The organism is Rossellomorea sp. KS-H15a, assembly GCF_024195245.1.
Classification (GTDB): Bacteria; Bacillota; Bacilli; order Bacillales; family Bacillaceae_B; genus Rossellomorea; species Rossellomorea vietnamensis.
Genome location: NZ_CP096886.1, coordinates 1,408,712 through 1,429,656, shown reverse-complemented (window position 1 = coordinate 1,429,656; position 20,945 = coordinate 1,408,712). Strand labels below are relative to the sequence as shown.

Sequence of the window (20,945 nt, the reverse complement as noted above, 5' to 3'; positions counted from 1 at the left end):
GGGAGAATTCAAAAAGAAGCAGAGGACGGGAACTTCCACCTTTCTACTCCACCACACCGGTCCTTATGATGACGAATTCTGTGTTTACTTTTACGTTAATGTCCTTATACATGTCATGCCATTTCTCATCCGTCAGGTCGGAATGAGATTCTTTTGTTCGGTATTCTTCACCAAAGCCAAATACGTCCGATTGTTTGGACTGTGAATACTTGATGAGCTGATCGATTTCTTTAGTGATTTTTTTACTGAGTTTTTTTTCAATCAAATCCAGGTTTTTGTTTTCCTTTAAATCAATGTCCCGATTGATTTCCTGCAAGCGCGCATTGATATGGATATTAAGGTCGAAGTCCAAGGAGGCGGGATCGATTAATTCAATATTACTTTTGCTTCTAATTGTATCCAGGGCAATCGCAATATCCGTTGATGGGGGGAGTGAGGGCATGAGCGGTTCTTTCTCCCCATTTTTAAAAGTGATCTCGAAACTCCCCGCTTTAAACCGGTCACTCACCAGTTTGACATAGAAGCTGTCACTCGGGGAAATCCTCCCCACCATCTTGTCTCCTTTCAGTAACGCCATGCCGGTAATATTGATCATTTCATCCTCTAATTTCAATAAGGGCAATACAGGGTCCACTCCAATCGAATAATAATCATGAAGCGTCTCATGAAGGGTGGGTGAAGGGATGACTTCCCCTCTTATGTTTTGCTCAATTTCCTTATATACATATTGGCCGGCATCAGAAAACTGGGGATACTTATGCTTTAAGAGATCGCCTGCATTCCCTTCTACTATAGCGAGGAATGTTAAATCACTGATGGAATGATCCCGGGAAAACGTATCGGCCAGGTTGATTAAACCATCTTTCGCCACATCCTCTCCGAACAATGCCACACGGAGCTGACCTGACTCAAGCTTCTTGGGAGATTTCAGATTGCTTTCGATTCTTGCTCCTTTACTGGTTAACGACCGACTTGAAATCACATTTGTACTATCCATCGATTGCGGATCCGTCTCAAGGATCAATGTCGTCGTATTGATCTTTTCACCTTCTCCTTTGTCATATCCCACCGTCGTGATCATCCCAATTTTCTCAAGCGTACTGGTTTCTGCACACGACGTGAGGATGAGAAGGAAGACGAGGGAAAGCGTCATGATGAAAGGCCACTTCATGATTTCACCTCTTTTCGAAAGACTTTTTTCTTCAGCCATACAATAAGAAACAAGAAGACTGGATAACAATAGACCACGAAGAAGGCAAGCTGGGCAAAAACATTATTCAACTGATTGATTTGCTGTCTGGTCACAAACAGCTGAATACAGCCAAATAAAATAAAGGATAATGCCAAAATAAAGCCCCTTCTCCTTTTTTCACCGAACATGCGTGTCAATCCTCTGGAAGCCGACCAGAGGTACAGCATCAAGTTAGGCAGGATCAGGAGCATCCAGAAGGTGATCGCCACATACTCAAATCGTTCAATAAAAGGCAGCCGGACGATTTTAAACAGGGAGAGTGTCCCCCAGATGGTCCGCTCCAATTGACCTCCGCTGAAATAGCTTAGAGTAACGAGCATGATAGCAACATAAAGAAGAGAAGTATAAAGTAATCCGATTTGCATGTACATTTGGACCTTCTTCTTCTCTTTTATAAAAGGATAAAACGAATAAATGAGTTCGAAACCGATGACGGTAAAGGTCATGGAATAAGTACCTTTCAGGATGTCAGTTGCATTGGATTCAAGGATGGGCAGCAGGTTGGACCAATGACTGAATTGAAGGGGATACCCCAGCAGACCCAAGAGCCATAAGGACAGGAACACGCTGAAGAACGAAACGCCTGCAATAATGCGAAAGCCTCCCAGTACCCCATATAGCACGAGCATCATGAGAGTCAGACTAAGGAACCAGGTCGGTACTTCCGGAAACACCCATGCTTGCAATACTTCAATATAATTTCGCATAACGACCAGGAAGGAGCCCATACAATAAAAGATGTAGAGTGCGTTCATGCAGGTGCCCAGCCATTTCCCGTATACATCCCGCTGGATCCCATATAGATCCGAGCTCTCATAGTAGTTCAGGGTTTTCACCATGATAAAGCCGATGATACAGGTCACCACCCCGGAAAGAGCGACAGAAATCCAGGCATCGTGCCCTGCATCCATATAAATAATCCGCTGAAACCCCTGCACCCCAACTCCCAATTGGACAGAATGGATGATGAACATGACCATGAAAGCATTGAGAAGTGATTGTGGTTGTGGGTGTACGTGAATCTTCATAGCTCCCTCCCATCTCCTTTAACTGGCCTCATTCATCTCCATCGTACTTACTGGAGTCCAATGGCCTGGCCTGATAAGGACGTTTTGACGTATATTTAAGGGGCAGCCTGAAGATACTGTCCGCCCAATCCCTGATCCGCACAGGATAAAAAGGCGCAAGAAACGGGCTCCCCAGGCTTGTTTGTCTCAAGAGATGAATCAGTAAGAAACAAAAAGCAAACATCGTCCCATAAAATCCCCAGAACCCTGCCAAAATAATGATCGGGAATCGAATGATGCGAATCACATTCCCCATCATGAAGCTTGGTGTGGTGAAGGAAGCCAACGCCCCGAGAGCCACGATGATAATCAGGATGTTACTGGTGAACCCCGCTTGCACAGCAGCCGTCCCGATGACGATACCTCCTACGATACCCATGGTCTGTCCCACTTTCGTCGGCAGACGGGCTCCCGCTTCCCTCAGCAATTCGATGATAAACTCCAATAACAAGGCTTCGATGATCGGTGGAAATGGGACCCTCGAACGGGATTCACTCAACGGAATCAGTAGGGGCTGCGGAATGATCTCATAGTGAAACGTCAATGAAGCAACATAGATTGCTGTAAAAAAGACCGACAGCACCATAGCAATGAACCGGAGAATGCGTAAAAAAGATGCGACCTGCCACTTTACATTCTGATCCTCCATACTTTGGAAGAACTCAACAAAGGATTGGGGGCATCCAATGACCAACGAACTTCCATCCACCAAAATGACGACCTTTCCATTCAGGAGCCAGGAACAGGCCCGATCCGGACGCTCGGTCAAGATCAACTGTGGAAAAATGCTCAAACTATTATCCTCGATCAATTGCATCAAAAGGGAACTATCCAGTACTCCGTCTATTTTAATATTGGAAATACGTTCCGTTACGGTCTGCACCATTTGTTCCGAGGCAACCCCTTCTATGTATAAGAGGGAAACGGCCGTATGGGTTTGCTTGCCCAACGTGATGGATTTATTACATAAGTTGGGGTTCACAAGATATCTCCGGATAAGCGAAATATTCGTAGATAAACTCTCATTGAATCCCAACTGTGGCCCGATGACGATGGATTCATTTTCAGGCTTTGCCAAGGAACGGCTGTCTCCTGAACGGATATTCACGGCCACTGCACTTGGATACCCTTCAAGATGAATCAGTACCGCTCCGCCGAGAAGGCTGCTGACACATGGATTCACCTGGTTCTGAAGCTCTATATTTCCGACATTCAACTTCTTTTTCAATTCGTCGGGTGTAAGTTCTTCCCCACCCAGTTGACTGATGATGTCACGGTTTAACATCGTTTTGTCAATCAGCATATCGAAATAAATGAAGGTCACGCCTGGCCTCGGATTCATCATGATAAGATCTGCGCTTTCATGAAACACAGCTTTTATTTCTTTCGTAAAAGACTCACCTGAACTTGAAATGGGAAGGTCCGGCTTTGGTTCTGTTTCGCCTCCGGTTTCCCCGGGACTTCTTTGTTTCCTGCTAAAGAACATATGTAGCCCCTCCCGTGAAGTAGTAGTACCATCATGGTCTTATCCCGATGGAAATATACTCCTTCTTTGCGGGCATAAAAAAGATGCCTGACCCATTAGCCGGTCAGACATCAGATATGATTTTCCCTCATGAGTAGTCTATGTTATCCACATTCCTATGAATCTCGAAAAAGGAGGTCCGTCCCTCTAATTCAAAGAAAGCTCTTTCCCCTTCTCACCGAGGAGCACTCCCGCTGTTACTATGGCACATATGCCGAGTATGACTAAAATCATAAACACGGTATGGAGGCTTGACTCTAATACATGGCCGCTCAGCTGATCACTCAGCCACAGGCCGGAAACCGCAATACCGATGGATTGGCCGAGGTTCCGCATGAGGTTGAACGTTCCCATGGCAGCGCCCCGGATCTTCCATTCAACAGAAGATTGAACGGCCACCGTGAAAGCGGTCAGGGACAATCCGAAGCCAAAGCCGATCATCGCCGTGACCACCATCATAAGGGGAACGGTCGTATCGGCATGGAATAAGACCAAACCGAGACAACCCGCCGTAATGACGGAAATGCCCATGACCGTGATTTTCCCTATGGAGGTTTTGGCCATCAACCTTCCTGACAGCACAGCAGCGAGAGGCCAGGTGATGGACATCGGCAGCATGGTCACTCCGGAAAGGGTGGCATTTAAACCGGTGACCCCCTGAACCCATAAAGGGATATAGAACGTGACCGCAACCAGAATGAAGCCGAGCAAAAAGCCGGCAATCGTCGAAATCGTGATAAAGCGATTCTTAAACAGCGTCAGCGGAAGCATCGGTTCTTCCGCCTTTGATTCAATCCAGAGAAACAGACTGATTCCAGCGGACGCCACAATGAGCAATGTGAGTATTCCACCTGTCATATGATTTTGTTCCTTAAGGAGAGTCAACGCATACAGAAAAGCAGTAATACTGATGGCAAACGTGAATATCCCGCTGTAATCGATTTTGTGCTTCTTCTTTTCGATGTTTTCCTTTAACGACGTCCATAATAGGAACAGTGAGACGATACCAAATGGCAGATTCATATAGAAGATCCAATGCCATGAAATCGTATCGACAATAAACCCGCCTGCTAGGGGACCAGTGATGCCGGCTATTCCCCAGACGCTGCTCATCCACCCCTGCATCTTTGCCCGCATTTCAAATGTGAACACATCCCCGATGATCGTAAACGGCAGGGTGGTGAGTGCCCCCGCCCCGATTCCCTGGATCAAACGAAACAGGACGAGCTGCTCCATGGATTGTGATAACCCGGAGAGCATGGAGCCGATCAGAAAGATGCTGACCCCGATCGTGAACATGATTCTTCTCCCGAATAAATCTGCGAGTTTTCCAAAGACGGGTGTACTGATGACAATCGCTAATAAATAGACCGAGATGACCCACGTGTACAGCTCACTCCCGCCCAGATCCTCCACAATCTTCGGCATGGCCGTACTGACGATCGTTCCTTCGATGGCGGTCAGGAACGTGGCAATTAATAGAGCAAAGACAACGGATTTTTGTTTGGTTTCTTGATTCATTTTGTCTGGTCCCTCTCTTGTATGTAAATTCCCGAAATACTAGACTAAGAGTCTTTACTATTAAGCGAAAAACACTATCACACATCTATTTTAACATGAAAGAAGCAGAGGGACGGTTCCTTTGCTTCCTGATAATCGATTATGATAACAGGAAGCAGGAGAACCGTCCCCATGCTTCCCCATGCTTCTTATCCAGCCACTTCCCCAAACTGACTATTATACAGATCTGCATAGAAACCGTTCTGTCTGAGCAATTCTGCATGCGTCCCCTGTTCAATGACAGATCCCTGATCCATGACGAGAATCAGATCCGCATCCTTGATCGTCGACAGTCGGTGAGCGATGACGAAGCTTGTTCTGCCTTCCATCAATCGGTTCATGGCTTGCTGGATCAATAGCTCGGTACGGGTATCGACGCTTGAGGTCGCTTCATCCAGAATCATGATCGGAGGATCGGCAAGGATCGCCCGTGCGATGGTGATCAGCTGCTTCTGTCCTTGAGAAATATTCGATGCTTCCTCATTCAGGACTGTATCATAACCTTCGGGAAGAGTACGGATGAAATGATCCGAATGGGCCATCTCGGACGCCTGCATGATTTCCTCTTCTGTCGCACCCGTCTTTCCGTACGCAATATTTTCCCGGATCGTCCCCTTAAACAGCCACGTATCCTGCAGCACCATCCCGAAGCTCCTTCTCAATTCACTTCGAGGGACGGACCTCGTGTCGATGCCGTCGATCTTGATTTTCCCATCATTCAATTCATAGAATCGCATGAGCAGATTGATCAGGGTCGTTTTCCCGGCTCCCGTCGGACCGACGATGGCAACCGTCTGGCCGGGCTTCACATGAATGTTCATATCGTTGATCAACAAATTCTCCCCATATCCGAAGTCCACATGTTCAAACGCAACCTCGCCTTCCGGACGGGATAAGTGCGCCACGGTTTCTTCTTTCACTTCTTCTTCCTCATCCAATAGCTCGAATACCCGTTCCGCCGCTGCCACCGTTGACTGGATGATATTCGCGATATTTGCCGTCTGGGTGATCGGCTGGGTGAACTGGCGAGTATACGTGATGAACGCCTGGATATCCCCGATGGAAATCGCCCGATTCGTCACGAGGATCCCGCCGACGACACTGATAAGCACATAGCTGATGTTTCCGATGAACATCATGATCGGCATGATGATCCCTGAAATGAACTGGGCTTTGCTTCCCGCTTCATACAGTTCATCGTTCACAGAATCAAACTCGGCACCGGCCTTCTTCTCATGGCCGAATGCTTTCACGACTTGATGTCCCGTGAACATTTCTTCAATATGGCCGTTCAGTTGACCGAGGGTCCGCTGTTGATCGGCAAAATGCTTCTGGGACCGCTTCAAGATCGGTCGGATGGCAAAGACGGAAACCGGTAAGCTTACCACGGAAATCAACGTCAATAGTGGACTGATCGATAGCATCATGATGATGATCCCGACAATCGTCACGATCGACGTGATGAACTGGGTCAGACTTTGCTGCAGCGTACTGCTGATCGTATCGATATCATTCGTCATCCGGCTAAGGGTCTCCCCGTTCGCACGGCCATCGTAATACTTCAGTGGAAGCTTCTCGATCTTTTGATTCACATCTTCCCTCAAGTCATACGCCGTCAACTGGGCGACACTCGACATAATATATTGTTGGACAAAATTGAACACACTGCTGAATACATAGAGTCCGGCAAGCAGCAGCAGGATCTCACCGATTTTTTCAAAGTCGATCCCTGCACCGGGCACTCCTTTGAACTTCGCATAGGCGCCTTCGAATAATTCCGTGATGGCGTTCCCCATGATCTTCGGGCCGATGATGGCAAAGACGGTACTTAAGATGGCGGCAAAAAGAACAGCGATCAACTGTCCGCGGCGCGGCTTAAGATAACCGAGGAGCCGTTTCAAGGTGCTCTTGAAATTCTTCGGCTTCTGCCCCATCATCATCATGTTGCCGCCCCCTGGACCGAATCCTCCTCCGTGACCTCCGCCTCTTTGAGGTTTACGTTCCTTACTCATGCCGATTCCTCCTCTGAAAGCTGTGATGCGACGATTTCCTGGTACACTGCATTGGTGTCAAGGAGCTCACGATGAGTCCCGATCCCGGCCACTTCCCCTTTATCCAACACGATGATCTGGTCGGCATCGATCACCGTGCTGACCCGTTGGGCGACGATGAGCACCGTTGCATCAACGGTTTCCTGTTTCAATGCAGCACGGAGCCTGGCATCGGTTTTGTAATCGAGGGCTGAGAAACTGTCGTCAAATAAATAGATATCCGGTTTCCGGACCAGGGCTCTAGCAATCGACAAGCGCTGTTTCTGACCTCCGGAGAGATTCGATCCACCCTGTTCGATTTCTGCCTGAAATCCCCCGTCCATCCGGCTGACGAATTCTTCCGCCTGGGCGATCCGGGCTGCCTCCGCCACTTCTTCATCATTCGCCTCTTCTTTTCCGAAGCGGATATTTTCTGCAATTGTGCCGGTAAAAAGAGTCGCTTTCTGAGGCACAAGTCCAAGCTTCGACCGGATTTCTTCCTGGGAAGCTTCCCTGATGTCCACACCATTGACCCGGATCGTGCCGCTCGCGATCTCATAAAATCGGGGGATGAGATTGATGAGCGTCGTTTTACCTGAACCGGTCCCACCAATGATGGCCGTCGTCTCACCGGGATTCGCGGTAAAACTGACATCCGACAGGGCAGGCTCTTCTGCACCCGGATAGTGAAACGTGACAGAATCGAACTCGAGGGTACCCTGTTGAACGTCTGCTGCTTTCGTTCCGTTATCTTTAAAAGAAGGCGTCATTTCAAGCACTTTGTTGATCCGCTTCGCCGACACATCAGCACGTGGCACCATGACGAACATCATGGACGCCATGACCAGAGCAAACATGATCTGCATGACGTATTGAATGAACGCCATCAAATCCCCGATCTGCATCCCGCCGTTATCGATCCGGATGCCGCCGAACCAGATGACGGCGACGACGGTCATATTCATGACGAGCATCATCACAGGCATCATGAAGGCCATGATTTTATTAACTTTAATCGATACGTCCGTCAGTTCATGATTCGTCCGCTTCAGTCGCTCCTTCTCTTCCGGTTCACGGTTGAAGGCACGGATGACGCGGATACCGGTCAAGTTCTCACGAAGCACCAGATTCAATTGATCGAGCTTTTTCTGGACGGTCTGGAACAATGGAATCCCTTTATAAAGGATCAAAAGGATTGACCCGACCAATACCGGCATCGTCAGGATGATGACGAGGGATAGCTTCGCATCCATCAACACCGCCATGATGATCCCGCCGACCAGCATGATCGGCGCACTGATGATCATCCGGAGCAGCATGATCACAACCTGCTGCACCTGGGTGATATCATTCGTCGTTCTCGTAATGAGGGATGCCGTCCCCACTTCATCGAATTCCTGGAGCGAAAATTTTTCAATATGATAGAAAAGCTTGCGACGGACATCGCGTCCCAACCCGACGGCTGCTTTAGAAGAATAGTAGCTCGCAACGATGGAGGCCACCGCACCGAGAGCTGAAACGACGAGCATGAACCCGCCAATCTTCCATATATACGGGATGTCCCCGACGACGACCCCTTTGTCGATGATGTCAGACATGAGGGTCGGTAAGTAAAGGGTCGACATGGATTGAATGAAGATCAATACGAAGATCCCTACGACCATCCATTTATATGTGGATAAGTGTTTCAAGAGCTTAATCATGTCGCATCCTCCTCTATCCCTTTTTTATCAAAATAGTCGGCAATCCTCTCATGGGCCTCCAGAAGTCCGGCGAACTCTTCTTCGGACAACGTTTCGACGGCCCCGGCCGTCAGCTGATGAATGCTGCCTTCCTGCTTGTGGATGCCTTTTAACATCGCCTCCCCCTGATGGCTGAGGGAAAGAAGCATTTCCCGGCGATTGTCTTCCACCTGCTGCCGGTGGAGGAATCCTGCCTGAACCAGCCCATCGACTGCTTGACTAAGCGTGCTTTTCGGCAGGAACGTCCTCTCCCCGATCGTCTTCTGAGTCAGCTCTCGCTCAGGGGCGATCGTCACCAATATCGTATATTGAGGGACGGATAAGCCGTTGTCTGCAGCCGTTTTCTGAACGAACCGCATCATCGTCTTATTCACCCGTGAAAAGGAGCGCAATAATTGCAGTGCAGGAGTGATCTGCTGATTCCCCATGATATGCCCTCATTTCTAATGGTTAATATAATGAACTGTTCATAATGGAACTATCTTAGTCTATTCCATTTGCCGGAGATAGTCAAAGGGAGAGATTCGACAAAATGTGGAAGAGTGCGGAGGTCCGTCCCTCACCTTTTACCATGGTGGATTCATATACTTTTTCATAAGGAGGAGTGAGGAATGAATCATGAGCTAGAGAGGAAAGGCTTGAATGGAAAAGCGGTGGCGTCTATCTTACTGGGGATCTTGTCCGTTGTGATGGTGATTTTTCCTATGGCGGGGGCGATTCTCGGTCTGATGGGGTTTACATTGGGGTTGATCGGGCGGCTTGAAGTCAAACAGAATGGCCAGGAGGGGAAGCATCTGGCCATGTTAGGGGTCATTTTTAGTCTGACGGGCATTGTATTCTCCATCTGCTGGGTGGTCATGTCCTATATGACATTTTCGAGTATGATCGCTTCTTGAGAAGGTAAGGGAACCTCCTTATTGGGGCGTTCCCTTTGTTATTTTCCTGGTGGAGGATCGAACATCATCGGGGGTTTCCGGAGATTAGCTGGAAGCAGAAGAACCGTCCCCCTGCTTCACCTTCGCTACCCCCATAGCAAAGTGGCGGAACAGGATGTTTTCGACCAGTTCTCCTTCATTCTCTTTGCAGTCCACGATCATGATGAGTTCGGAGTGAAAGCCTTTCAGCACTCTTCTTCTCTTTTTCAAAACGAGCTCTGTAAAAAGGCGAATGGCGAATCCAACCAGAAATCCGACCGCAGCCCCAATAAGTCCCCAGTAAATCGGTCCCCATGCCAGTTCAAACCCGATACTGGCGCCAATCACGGCAAAAGCCGTCGACAAGGCGGCTCCAATATCGATCAACGACGTGCCATCTGACCTCTCCAGTGTGTCAAATATCTTTCGTTCTTCCTTCATATTATCCAGGGGAACCACAAAGATGTTTTCTTGCGGTATACCTTTTTTCTCCAACGTGGCAACTGCCAACTCGATGTGAATGGTGTGCTCGAATGTTGAGAAGAGCTGCATCGTTTACTTCACCTTCTGTCCTTTTAATACATGAAACGAGGGGGACTGGTAATTTTCCAAATAATATTTTCGTTGTTCCTTTTCGTACAACTTATTATTTTCAACCGTGTTCACATAGGAATCATAAATGGAGAAACCATACAAAGAAGGAAAAAACAACAGCCATTCCGCATCCAGTACAGCCGTCGACTCCCCAATCTTGCCTAGAAATAAAAGGGAAATCGCTTCAAGACCGTGAGAATAGTAAAAAAACACCACAGTCCAAACGATGACAAAAAATGCCGTCACAATCCGATGGAGGTAAAGCTGTCCCAGACCTGGGATAAATAGCGACCAAATCACAGCCATGATCGGATTTCGCTTGTCCAGATAATTAATCTCCAATGCACCGATACTGAAGGTATTAAACCGGTGTTCTTCACGATCGGCCAAAATAAATACATTATTCAGATCTACCGTCGTCCGGTAGCTGTCCCAAACACCAAAGATGTAAACAGGTATGTAAATCAACAACCATTGTGTGTCCAAAACATCCTTTGCCTTCTCGATTTCTCCCTGAAAAGAATAGATCATCGCCAGGTTCACATTCGCTTGGATATTGACAAACACTTCCCAAATAACCAAAACAAACCCCCTGAGATACTTCGATAGTAGAAGATGCCCGAATCCCGGAAAGGCCGCACTCCACCAGGCAATGATGTAGGGGTTCCGAAGATGGATTTGAGTGGTACCCAGAAGACTTACATGAGCCCGGTACCTTCTGGCGGTGTTGTCGTTCGAGTAATTTTGCATGGGTCACCTTTTGAATAAGACGTTTTTCTAGTTTTTTCCTTAGAGTCGCGATTTATACTTAGGGTTTCCGTCATGCACCATCATTATAAAAAAATAGCCCTCTTCTATAAGAGGGAGCAAAGGGACGGTTCTTGTGCTTCCATCCACTCTTTAGACAAGAAGCTAGGTTAACACACAATCATTCCATGTTTGTCCTGCTTACACTAATATGGAAGAACAATAAAAAAATAGAGGAGGTAACCAAATGTACAAAGGTCAACAAAACTGTCACTCCGGTCAATGCGGATATCCACAAGTATCTCCTGCCATGCAGATGCCTACACAGGTGATGCCAGCCCAATATAGCCCTGTGAAACAATTCACAGAAAATCAAAACCAGGAAGTTCAAATCCCGATGGTCCACCCTAGCCACACCACTCAGGTGCAACACACTCACTATAAATACATCCATTCATTCCCGCACACCCAATCCGTCGTACAATCTACGTCCTGCGAACATGTCTGTGCACCATGTCCGCCAAGACCTAGGCATCGGAGATTTTGGTAATAAACGACCCTCTCTGTAAAGCTGTCCCGCATTCCGGACAGCTTTTCTACATAAAAAAGGAGCAAGGGGACGGTTCTTTTGCTTCCAGATTCATGTGGGAGTGGAACTATACGTGCAGGATTTGGAATCCTCATGCGGTTCACAAAAAAATCAAGCGGGGTTCACTTCATTCATGCGGGAAAACCAATCATCATGCCCCCGTGTCGAATAGTTAAAGCTACTTTTCTATTCATTCTGTTCCCTCATATACGCCCGATTCCTCCATTTAAACAAAAAATAGGTACTGAAAAATAAAATCAACCCCATCTGATTAAAAAGGAAATATACCCTAGCTATATCCCTGATAGAATCCACGGGGTACGCACCGCTCAGCAGTAACGTCGGGAAAACCGTCACCAGCATGACCAGATAATGAACCAAAATCTGGTGAATGAAGCGCCATCGTTCCACTTCATAAATGATGCTCGCCAATCCAAGGAAAAAAGCGATCAGGCCGTAAAATAAGAGACTCTTTGAAATGGTTGATGCCCCTTCGAATTGCATCCATATCAGCGAAGTGACGGTAAAAAGAATAAACGGGATGAGACCTCTAATTAATCCTTTTTTCAGTAGATTCATCGGTTTCCTCGCTCTTCTTCAAAGTATAGTCATTCCAAGCATAATACGTAATCCAAAACGCGATCACGACCACAAAAGGATAACCCCATTTATCCTCAGGAAGGATAAAGAAAAGTCCCAATGTTGTTAAAAGAAATGGTGGCATGAGGATCCAGTAACGCTTATTTTTGTAATAGTTCATAAAAGGATTCCTCCTATTAGCTTTTACTCTAGATACGAAATCGAACTGTAAAAAGTTTCATATTCAAGAAGGTCCGTCCCTCTTCAGAACAAAAAATAGGCCCTCTTCCATAAGAAAGCCTACCTTCCAAACCTCAACTCAATTTCACCGGGGAATGTAAATCGTCTGCATCCCGGTAGGACCGATAGGAAACGAATCTCTTTCCATCTTTCGATCCATCCAGATGCAAAATACGGCCAGCCCTGGTTTCCAGGTAGAAATCATGCCTGTCCAGGTTTAGTCTGAAAAAGGAAAATGAGTTCCCCAGCAGATTCTTCTTCGTTACGTGGGACTCAGGATTCAGCTGAATAAAAACCGCAAGCTCCTGTACGGACGATGACGGGATATCGGCCATCGAATAGTACGACCCTTTCACATTATCCTTTAACTTATGCATGGCTGCACGTGTCTTTTCTTTTAACTTCTTGCTGTCTAATTCCATACGTCCACTCCTCTTTCCGTTCCTATTAAGGAGAATCCCCCATCTGTATGAGAATCATCCGTCAACAAGATTAATTCCTAAGAACCTTACTGACGAGGTCCGTCCCTCAGAAGCTAAAAGATCACTTTCATTCCCTGCCAAAGCAGGACACCAAAGCCACCAATAACAAAGACAATATTAGCGACCATTGACTTCTTATTGCCATTTCTTTTATCTTCAATCGCATCAAACAACCCCTTAGAAATCCAAAAAACAATCATCACTGACCACCCAATGCGGTCATTTGTTGGATCTTCATCGAATAAATACCTTACAAAAATGAACAGGATGATAACCAGAGTGATGTTCCGAAAAGTATTCCAATTTTTTGCTGAAGCTTCTTTCTTCAATATGATCCTCCTATCCACTAATTTTCCCGATCAACCCAACAACCTCTTCCTCATCCCCTGCATCAACCGAAACCTTCTCCGCATCATCTACAATCCCTTGCGTATACTCTTCCATCGACTCCTCGATCTGCTCACTGCTCGGCCAGTGTGATGGCACATCGTACACATTGATCGTGCCGTCGCCGTTGCCGCTATAGGTGACGGTTCCGTCAGCCGACGCTTTGCCTGTTAACACGATGACGTCTTCCGGATAGGCGACGCTCTTGTCATCATAAGGATTCAGCTGCTCTCCGGCTGAAATGTGTTGCACGTTCAGTTCTTCTACGTCCCCTTTCCCAATCATCTGCAGCCAAACGCGGGCATATTCGATTTTTTCTGAAGGGTAGGTAGCAAGTGGATCCTTCGTAGTGTCCGATTCTTCTTGCACTTGTTCTTGTCCAGTAACTTCTCCCAAATCCACCGAATCGATTTCTTCATCCGTTACTGCCGTTGCGTCTTCGCTTTCCTTTTCCGGCTGTGCCTCTTCCACAACCTGCGGCTTGCCACCGCTGCAGGCCATCAACAGGAATCCTGTGGCGAGGATCATAATCATCAGCATTCGTTTCTTCAATTTTCTTCCCCCAATACTCTCTCTATAAATCCTGCTTTCCCGTCCGAATACGCTTCCCGGTCGTCAGGGAATTGGTTCGCCAGACTTTTTTTTAACTCTGCGTATTCTTCCCTCATAGCAGGGTTGGCGTTCAACCGCTCCCTGAATAGCCGCTGCTGTTCCCACCGCGGTTCCCCTTCCAGCATGAGATGCAGATGAGCGACACGCTTATCATGTTCAACCCTTATAAAAAACCTTCTCCACGGACGGTCATCAAGCTCCACCGGCACATAATGCCAATCATCCTCCGCAAGCTTTCCCGCAACTTCTTCCACTTCATGAAAGGATGGAATCTTCGCCATCACATCAATGATCGGTTTCGCCGGAAGGTCGTGGATCGACGTGCTCCCCACATGCTCGACTTCTTTGACACCATAGGGACTCAAACGCTTCATGAGTTCCTTCACTTCCGCTCTTCCTGACTCGATCCAATCCGGATTCGGAGGTACCACCTCAATCGACTCCACGGCCCATTTTGGCCAATGACTATTTTCCATAACCTGTGACCCCTTCTCCAATTCAATCTCATCCCTGATTGGTATCCCGTCATTCCCGATCAACGGAATCTCAGGCTTGATCCGTCTTGCTTTTTCCACGGCATCCCGGTGGATCATCGATATCCTGAAGCCCCTCTTTTGGTAAAATTTCAATGCAAGCAGATTGTCATTCGTCGTAATCAATGTGATGCGCTTACATCCGTTTTCGGCAGCCTCCTTTTCCACTTCTTTCATAAGCGAGGTGCCAATCCCTTTCTTTTCTTCCAAACTATCAAGTGAAATAATCTCGCATTCGGTGTCTTTATACACATATGTAATCAAACCAGTGATTCGGTTATCTTTATTCAAAACGGCAAAGCCGTCTAACGAAGCACAATCATAAACCCCGCTTGAAATCACCATCTTAGGACTTCCCCAATGCTGGTGAAAAAAATCGGTGACCTTCTCTTGCGGTAATTCTTCCAGTGAAACGATGTTCATCTGTTCTCTCCCCTTTTTGGGAAGCAAGGGGACGGTTCCCATGCTTCCATTTCGAGAAACCATTTGCGGTGGTAAGGCTTTGGAGCTCACTCACAAAAAAAACAGAAATCCCTTATGGAACTCCTGTCATCCTGAATCAAATTAAGTTCCCTGCCTTAAAAAGAAAGACTCTGAAAAAGCGAAATCGTCAAAACCAATGTAAGCAAGGAACCTGCCGCCGTAGAAAGGATGATGATTCGGTTATTCTGTTTTCGTTCAGGCTTTTGAAACTCTTGAATGGCGACAAGCCAGATCAACGTTGTAAGTAAGGCCATGATTCCAGTGGACATGGGCATATCTCCTTTTCAATCACTATACTCGAAGATACCATAGATTTAATTGTAAAAAAAGGAAAAAATAAGAATTCAGCGAACAAAAAAAGACCCATGGAATTCACTCCACAAGCCGTTATGCCATTGGATGTTCCACGATGAACGTGATCCATCCTTCCTTATATTCTGCACGGATACACCCCCCGTGCAATTCCATGATCCTCTGGGAAATCGAAAGCCCCAGTCCAGTACCCCTGTGATTTCTTCTAGCCCTGTCCCCTGTATAAAACCGTTCAAACCACGCTTCAAGATCTGTCTCTGGAGGAGCGTCTGTCCGGTTTGAAATCTTCAGGACAGCCATTTCATTCTCCACCTTCAAAGAAATGTATATATCTGAAGGTTTCAGGCTGTATTTCAGGGCATTCATCAACAGATTCTCATACACGCGCACCATTTTTTCCACATCCACCCTGACAGGTATTTCGTGATGTGGGATGGCCTTTACGATCTTCAGCTGTTCGTTTTCAAACATGGGGACGGATTCTCCTATCACCTGTTCCAGTAATCCGGCAAGCTCCACTTCATGAACATCCAACGACACGTCCGGGCTTGATAAGTGGGTATATTCAAAGAGTTCATTGATGAGGGATTCAAGACGCTTGGATTTGCCGTACGACGTCTCAAGATAGTCCGAAAGCTGCCCCTCCGTATAGTTCCCCTTTCTCAATAAATCCAAATATCCGATGATGGACGTGAGTGGCGAACGCAAATCGTGAGAAACGTTCGCGATCAGTTCATTCTTCGAAAGTTCCAGCTGCCGTTCATACTCAAACTTGCTTTCAAGCTCTGTTGACAGATAATTGATATTCTGTGCAAGCTTGCTTAATTCGTCCTGCCCTTGAATATCAATGGTGAGTCCAAGCTCACCGTTCGCCATCTCGTGGACAGAATCTGTAATCTGTTTCAAGTACATCATTCGTTTTCGTACAAGTAGCAAGAATGCCGCCACAAATACGACAATGACAAAAAGAAGGGCAAGATTGTAACCTGCCACGCTGAATTCCGTTAAATAATTTTGTTCATAAAAATGGAGCAGACCCATGGATATGAGGACCAGTACCCCATAAGCAAGCAGAAAACTGATCCCAACAGCCGCCAGGAGTTTGACGAATAATGAATTCTTTAACCGGACACCCGTTTTCCTCATATTTTATAGCCAACTCCCCATACGGTTTGGATATACACCGGCCGTTTCGGATCTTCCTCAATCTTATCCCGGATATTGGTGATGTGGACCATGACCGTGTTATCCGATTTGAGGAACACTTCTTTCCAGACGGCCTCATAGATTTGGCCGACGCTCAGCACCTGACCCCGGTTCCTTGCAAGGAGCTCGAGGATCGCAAATTCCTTTGGGGTGAGCCTGACCTCTTTTCCCCCGACGAATACTTGACGGTTCCCCGTGTCAATCGTCAGATTCCCGATCTCCAGCGTGCTTTGATTCTGTTCCGTACCGGCATTATACCTTCTATAGCGTCTGAGCTGGGACTTTACCCGTGCCGTTAGTTCAAGGGGATTGAACGGTTTTGTTAAATAATCATCAGCCCCGGATGCGAGACCCTGGATCTTATCCATATCCTCTGATTTCGCCGACAGCATGATGATCGGCATTTGACGCTCTTCCCTGATCTTCATGCAGGCATCGATGCCACTCATGTTCGGCATCATCACATCGAGGATGATCAGGTCCACTACCTCTGAAGAAAGCAGCTTCAAGGCCTCCATCGCATCTTCAGCCTGCACGGTGTCGATCCCTTCATTTTCTAAATAAACCGAGATCAGATTCCGGATGTCCGGATCATCGTCCACGATTAAGATTTTTGTCCCCATCTTTATCCCCTCACTTTTCATTACGACAGCATAACACATAAGCAGGTGGAACATTGCGGTACTCACGCGTGACGTCAATATCATCGAAATACTGATCAAACAGCGCCTTTTTCAGCAGGCTGTATTGAAACGTGATGAACGCTCCTTCTGCTTTCAACCATTTACTTGTTTTATTTAAGATAGCATTTGAAACAGGCTTCGGCAAACTGGCAAAAGGCAATCCCGAGATGACATAGTCGATGGATGTGAGCCCATAGACTTTTAAGTAGTGCTCTATGTTCTCTGCCGTATCGTTCAAGATGACGAGATTCGGTTCCTTTTCATACTTTTCTTGTAACAGTTCATAAAATGCTTGATTACTTTCGAACACGAGGATGATGGTTTCCGGCTTCCGGTACTTCAGGATCTTTTCCGTAAACACACCCGTACCCGCCCCGTATTCCACGATACATCGGGCTGTTTGAAATTGGACGGATTCCACCATCTTCTCAGCCAGATAGTCAGAACTCGGCAGCACAGCCCCGGTCTTCCGTGGAAATAACACATATTGTAGAAAAAACGCAGTCGATTTCACGTTCCATTCACTCCTTATCATGATGCTCTATAAGAAGAATAGTCGTGAAATCTTAAGAATCAGGAGTGGAATTTCTTAAGATTTCTTAAGAAATCACAAGGAATTTTATGGTAAAATGAATTCAAATCTAATTTAAGGAGCTATAACCATGCGGACAAAACGGCTATTCGCACTGACTCTCTTTCTCATACTCTTCCTTTCTGCCTGTTCTGGAAAGGATAAAAATCTGGTAGATGGAGATAAACATGTGACCCCATCAATCAATGACGCTATTTCTGACTATATCGTCCAACATTCCGCTGAAGCCTATGCCGGCACAGAAAAGCAGTTTGAAGTCCATAAAGTCTATGGTACGAACGAAAAGGATGGGGTACTGAGCGTCTACATGTGGTCGTATTACGCGGGATTCAACCAAGCGACGGAAACTGAAGCTCAGTCCGGGCATTCCCTTCCTGCAGTCATCCGCTTAAAACAAGATGGCGACACCTATTCGGTCACCGACTACACAGTACCGCAAGACGGCAGTATGTACCAGTCTTCCTTGGAAAAAATGTTCCCGGCGAAGTACGTCAAATCCTCACAGAGGGACAGTGGGGATATCGGGGGACTACAAAAAGAAATGGACAAAAAAGTGAAAGCATGGCTGGAGAAGCCGGATTCCTAAGGGAGAAATAGCATGGAATTGACTATAAGAAGACGAACACAGGAAGATATCAACGAATTCATCACGTGGACGTATGACGGAATCTATTCGTTTTACGATAATAATAGCCAAATAGAAAAAATCCAAGGATTGAAAGAGAGCGTTCATTTGGAACGAGCCTTTTCCGTCGTGGACGAGAAAGAAAACCTTGTAGGAAATTGTGAGTTTTATGATGTGGAAGAAGACGGTGAAACCATCCTGGTCCTTGGGGTACAGATGAATCCTTCCATGACAGGAAAGGGACATGGACAGGCATTCGTGCAAGCGATCATCGAACAGGGACGTGAACGGCTGAAGTTTTCCCATTTGGAATTGGCCGTCGCGGATTTTAATGAACGGGCGATCCGGACGTATGAAAAAGAAGGGTTCCGGAAACGGGGATCATTCGAAAATGAAATACGGGGCGAAAACTATCCATTTAGTATTATGGCGAAGGATTTTTGAAAAAAATAAGGGTCAGCCTTAAAGGTCTGACCCCCATCTCCATCACGTCACAGTGGAATCGATAAAATCCTGATCGATCCGATAAAAATGCTCTTTCAGGTTCTCTCTTCCACCCCATTTTCCGTACCAATCCTGCACCCGCTTCACATGTGCCTCGTCGCCCCTCACAAGGGCTTCAATCCTCTCATACTCTTCAAAACTGTCATATTCCCATATCGCAAACACTTCCACTTCCCCATCGGTCTCTTCCTTCATCCATCTCCCCACCAACCTGGATCCATATTTCAGCTGGGTCGGTAACAGCGTTCGATTAAAATGCACATTAAAATCGTCGATAATCCGAGGGGACACACGGTACATTTTTCTTCTGTAAATCATCATGATTCCTCCTTTCCTTTGTTGAGGGACGGACCTTCCAAACGACCATTTGCATGAAAGGAATTTACGATTTAGAGGTCCATCCCTCTTACTTCTCTCCACTCACACCCAATACCTTCGCTTTCACCCAACTTCCGCCAAATAGTCCCGTGTAAACGAGAACGGTGCCGAGCATGACGATGAAGCCGATATAGACACTCATCATGGTTGGCATCAGGAAGGCTCCGATGATGATGGTGGACCGTGCCACGAGGTCCGCTCCGCTGAAGGACAGGTTGGAGAATGCTGAGTAAGATCCGCGCTTGTCGCTCGGGATCATGTTCGCCTGCTCTGCGTTTCGGATCGGTGAGTAGATCAGCTCTCCCATTGTCGCGATCAGGTTGAAGGCGATCAAGACGTACCACGTGTTGGCGGATGTGACGGTCACATAGCCGATCCCATACAGGAGCAGCCCGATCAAGAGAGCGTTCTTCTTATTCAACCGATCTGTATAACGATTGATGATGAACGTCAGGCAGACAACGAGCAGCATGTTCTCGATGTTCAGGATACTGAGCATCCTGACTCCAACAATTTCGAAACTCCCGATGTTCACGGCCTTGAAGGTTTCTGCCAGGCGGATCCCGATATAGCTGTTCAGGGAAAATTCTGCTGCGAAGATGAAGGTGGAACCTGCCACCACTTTTACGAAAGCGGAATCCCTGAAGGCAATCCGGTAATTGTTGACGAGATCGACGAACACATTTTCATGTTTTTTCTGAAGCTGATCTTTAAAATGGTCCTGAAGCCAGATCCCATACGCAATGGGGATCGTCGTCGATGTAAAGGTCAGCATCATGAATAATTCTGTTTGATGATTCAAATACAAGAGTCCCCCAAGGGCGGCCCCGATCGCCATACTCAAATTGACCAGCCAGTAATCCAGCGCGTAGACAGCTTTCCGGTTCTCCGGCGTGGTCGAATCGATGATGATGGCATGCATCGCCGGACGGCCGAGGCTGCTTGTGATGATGAATCCGATATACGCACCTGCGAACAGCAGGATCAGGTTCTTTTCTGGAAAAAGACTGACCGTCATGATGAAAAAGAACAGGGCATTCAGCCAAGATGTTGTCAGCAGGACTTTTTTCCGGGGAAAGCGGTCGGATATGTATCCCCCGATGAGATTGACACAGAATCCGATCACCACGGTGGCGATCAGGAAGATCCCTGCCCAGATTTTATTCAGTTCCTGTGCAAAGAACAGCGCCATGAAAGGCATGACAGCAGATGAAACAGCACGATTGAAGAATGACGTGATCATCCGTACTTTAATGTTTTGAGGTAATTCCTTCCACTTCATGTTGTTCCCCCTCCTCTATTTACTGTA

The 20,945-nt window shown here is 46.9% G+C and carries 25 protein-coding genes and 1 pseudogene; 4 read left to right on the top strand and 22 right to left on the bottom strand.

The window, feature by feature from the left end:
• Nucleotides 1-43: 43 nt before the first annotated feature.
• The 7 genes from M1J35_RS07255 to M1J35_RS07225 all read right to left on the bottom strand — a co-directional run bounded on the left by M1J35_RS07255 (nt 44) and on the right by M1J35_RS07225 (nt 9,604).
• Entirely contained in the window at nt 44-1,171 is a 1,128-nt protein-coding gene (locus M1J35_RS07255) for a Ger(x)C family spore germination protein (protein WP_254653220.1), read from the bottom strand.
• Complete coding sequence (locus M1J35_RS07250; protein ID WP_224520957.1) at nt 1,168-2,280, bottom strand: GerAB/ArcD/ProY family transporter; 1,113 nt, start codon at nt 2,278-2,280, stop codon at nt 1,168-1,170. The genes M1J35_RS07255 and M1J35_RS07250 overlap by 4 nt, the downstream gene beginning before the upstream one ends.
• A gap of 28 nt (nt 2,281-2,308) precedes the next feature.
• Complete coding sequence (locus tag M1J35_RS07245; RefSeq protein WP_254653219.1) at nt 2,309-3,805, bottom strand: spore germination protein; 1,497 nt, start codon at nt 3,803-3,805, stop codon at nt 2,309-2,311.
• 186 nt (nt 3,806-3,991) lie between these two features.
• Nucleotides 3,992-5,365: an MDR family MFS transporter gene (locus M1J35_RS07240; RefSeq protein ID WP_254653218.1), complete on the bottom strand. Its 1,374-nt coding sequence runs from the start codon at nt 5,363-5,365 to the stop codon at nt 3,992-3,994.
• Nucleotides 5,366-5,553: 188 nt separating this feature from the next.
• Nucleotides 5,554-7,416, bottom strand: coding sequence for an ABC transporter ATP-binding protein (locus M1J35_RS07235; RefSeq protein ID WP_254653217.1), 1,863 nt, complete (start codon nt 7,414-7,416; stop codon nt 5,554-5,556).
• A complete protein-coding gene (locus tag M1J35_RS07230) occupies nt 7,413-9,137 on the bottom strand; it encodes an ABC transporter ATP-binding protein (protein ID WP_254653216.1) in 1,725 nt (574 codons plus the stop codon). The genes M1J35_RS07235 and M1J35_RS07230 overlap by 4 nt, the downstream gene beginning before the upstream one ends.
• Entirely contained in the window at nt 9,134-9,604 is a 471-nt protein-coding gene (locus tag M1J35_RS07225; protein WP_254653215.1) for a MarR family winged helix-turn-helix transcriptional regulator, read from the bottom strand. The genes M1J35_RS07230 and M1J35_RS07225 overlap by 4 nt, the downstream gene beginning before the upstream one ends.
• A gap of 183 nt (nt 9,605-9,787) precedes the next feature.
• On the opposite strand from M1J35_RS07225, the gene M1J35_RS07220 reads away from it, so the two are divergent.
• Nucleotides 9,788-10,072, top strand: coding sequence for a DUF4190 domain-containing protein (locus M1J35_RS07220; RefSeq protein ID WP_224520963.1), 285 nt, complete (start codon nt 9,788-9,790; stop codon nt 10,070-10,072).
• 84 nt (nt 10,073-10,156) lie between these two features.
• Here the strand turns inward: M1J35_RS07220 and M1J35_RS07215 are convergent, their stop codons facing one another.
• Together M1J35_RS07215 and M1J35_RS07210 are read right to left on the bottom strand one after the other, a co-directional pair.
• Nucleotides 10,157-10,642 (bottom strand): inorganic phosphate transporter, encoded by a 486-nt coding sequence (locus M1J35_RS07215; RefSeq protein ID WP_254653214.1) that lies wholly within the window; start codon nt 10,640-10,642, stop codon nt 10,157-10,159.
• Between the two features lie 3 nt (nt 10,643-10,645).
• A complete protein-coding gene (locus M1J35_RS07210) occupies nt 10,646-11,434 on the bottom strand; it encodes a hypothetical protein (protein ID WP_254653213.1) in 789 nt (262 codons plus the stop codon).
• 244 nt (nt 11,435-11,678) lie between these two features.
• Between M1J35_RS07210 and M1J35_RS22810 the strand changes: the two genes are divergently transcribed.
• Nucleotides 11,679-11,981, top strand: coding sequence for a CotD family spore coat protein (locus M1J35_RS22810; RefSeq protein WP_279726236.1), 303 nt, complete (start codon nt 11,679-11,681; stop codon nt 11,979-11,981).
• Between the two features lie 225 nt (nt 11,982-12,206).
• Here the strand turns inward: M1J35_RS22810 and M1J35_RS07200 are convergent, their stop codons facing one another.
• From M1J35_RS07200 to M1J35_RS07150, 11 genes and pseudogenes are all read right to left on the bottom strand, one after another.
• On the bottom strand, nt 12,207-12,599 hold the full coding sequence (locus M1J35_RS07200) for a DUF3021 family protein (RefSeq protein WP_254653212.1): 393 nt from the start codon (nt 12,597-12,599) through the stop codon (nt 12,207-12,209).
• A complete protein-coding gene (locus tag M1J35_RS07195; protein WP_254653211.1) occupies nt 12,571-12,780 on the bottom strand; it encodes a hypothetical protein in 210 nt (69 codons plus the stop codon). The genes M1J35_RS07200 and M1J35_RS07195 overlap by 29 nt, the downstream gene beginning before the upstream one ends.
• 133 nt (nt 12,781-12,913) lie before the next feature.
• Nucleotides 12,914-13,261, bottom strand: coding sequence for a hypothetical protein (locus tag M1J35_RS07190; RefSeq protein ID WP_254653210.1), 348 nt, complete (start codon nt 13,259-13,261; stop codon nt 12,914-12,916).
• Nucleotides 13,262-13,374: 113 nt separating this feature from the next.
• Nucleotides 13,375-13,650, bottom strand: a complete 276-nt coding sequence (locus M1J35_RS07185; RefSeq protein WP_224520970.1) for a hypothetical protein — start codon at nt 13,648-13,650, stop codon at nt 13,375-13,377.
• 10 nt (nt 13,651-13,660) lie between these two features.
• Nucleotides 13,661-14,260: a hypothetical protein gene (locus M1J35_RS07180; protein ID WP_254653209.1), complete on the bottom strand. Its 600-nt coding sequence runs from the start codon at nt 14,258-14,260 to the stop codon at nt 13,661-13,663.
• Nucleotides 14,257-14,796, bottom strand: a complete 540-nt coding sequence (locus M1J35_RS07175; RefSeq protein ID WP_254653698.1) for a GrpB family protein — start codon at nt 14,794-14,796, stop codon at nt 14,257-14,259. The genes M1J35_RS07180 and M1J35_RS07175 overlap by 4 nt, the downstream gene beginning before the upstream one ends.
• A 12-nt stretch (nt 14,797-14,808) precedes the next feature.
• Nucleotides 14,809-15,276, bottom strand: a pseudogene (locus M1J35_RS07170) (GNAT family N-acetyltransferase); the annotation flags it as partial.
• Between the two features lie 155 nt (nt 15,277-15,431).
• Nucleotides 15,432-15,605: a hypothetical protein gene (locus tag M1J35_RS07165; protein ID WP_229596970.1), complete on the bottom strand. Its 174-nt coding sequence runs from the start codon at nt 15,603-15,605 to the stop codon at nt 15,432-15,434.
• Between the two features lie 118 nt (nt 15,606-15,723).
• The gene (locus M1J35_RS07160) at nt 15,724-16,794 is read right to left on the bottom strand and encodes a HAMP domain-containing sensor histidine kinase (protein WP_254653208.1); all 1,071 of its coding nucleotides are present in this window, start codon (nt 16,792-16,794) and stop codon (nt 15,724-15,726) included.
• Nucleotides 16,791-17,477 carry a response regulator transcription factor gene (locus M1J35_RS07155; RefSeq protein WP_254653207.1) on the bottom strand — a complete coding sequence of 229 codons (687 nt, stop codon included), beginning with the start codon at nt 17,475-17,477 and terminating at the stop codon, nt 16,791-16,793. The genes M1J35_RS07160 and M1J35_RS07155 overlap by 4 nt, the downstream gene beginning before the upstream one ends.
• Nucleotides 17,478-17,487: 10 nt before the next feature.
• Nucleotides 17,488-18,051: a class I SAM-dependent methyltransferase gene (locus tag M1J35_RS07150; protein WP_254653206.1), complete on the bottom strand. Its 564-nt coding sequence runs from the start codon at nt 18,049-18,051 to the stop codon at nt 17,488-17,490.
• Nucleotides 18,052-18,199: 148 nt separating this feature from the next.
• On the opposite strand from M1J35_RS07150, the gene M1J35_RS07145 reads away from it, so the two are divergent.
• Together M1J35_RS07145 and M1J35_RS07140 are read left to right on the top strand one after the other, a co-directional pair.
• Nucleotides 18,200-18,715: a hypothetical protein gene (locus M1J35_RS07145; protein WP_254653205.1), complete on the top strand. Its 516-nt coding sequence runs from the start codon at nt 18,200-18,202 to the stop codon at nt 18,713-18,715.
• A gap of 12 nt (nt 18,716-18,727) precedes the next feature.
• Entirely contained in the window at nt 18,728-19,198 is a 471-nt protein-coding gene (locus tag M1J35_RS07140) for a GNAT family N-acetyltransferase (RefSeq protein WP_254653204.1), read from the top strand.
• 42 nt (nt 19,199-19,240) lie between these two features.
• Here M1J35_RS07140 and M1J35_RS07135 read toward each other — a convergent pair whose 3' ends face one another.
• Both M1J35_RS07135 and M1J35_RS07130 read right to left on the bottom strand, forming a co-directional pair.
• On the bottom strand, nt 19,241-19,576 hold the full coding sequence (locus tag M1J35_RS07135; RefSeq protein ID WP_229596982.1) for an NIPSNAP family protein: 336 nt from the start codon (nt 19,574-19,576) through the stop codon (nt 19,241-19,243).
• 88 nt (nt 19,577-19,664) lie between these two features.
• Nucleotides 19,665-20,918, bottom strand: coding sequence for an MDR family MFS transporter (locus M1J35_RS07130; RefSeq protein ID WP_254653203.1), 1,254 nt, complete (start codon nt 20,916-20,918; stop codon nt 19,665-19,667).
• Between the last annotated feature and the right edge of the window lie 27 nt (nt 20,919-20,945).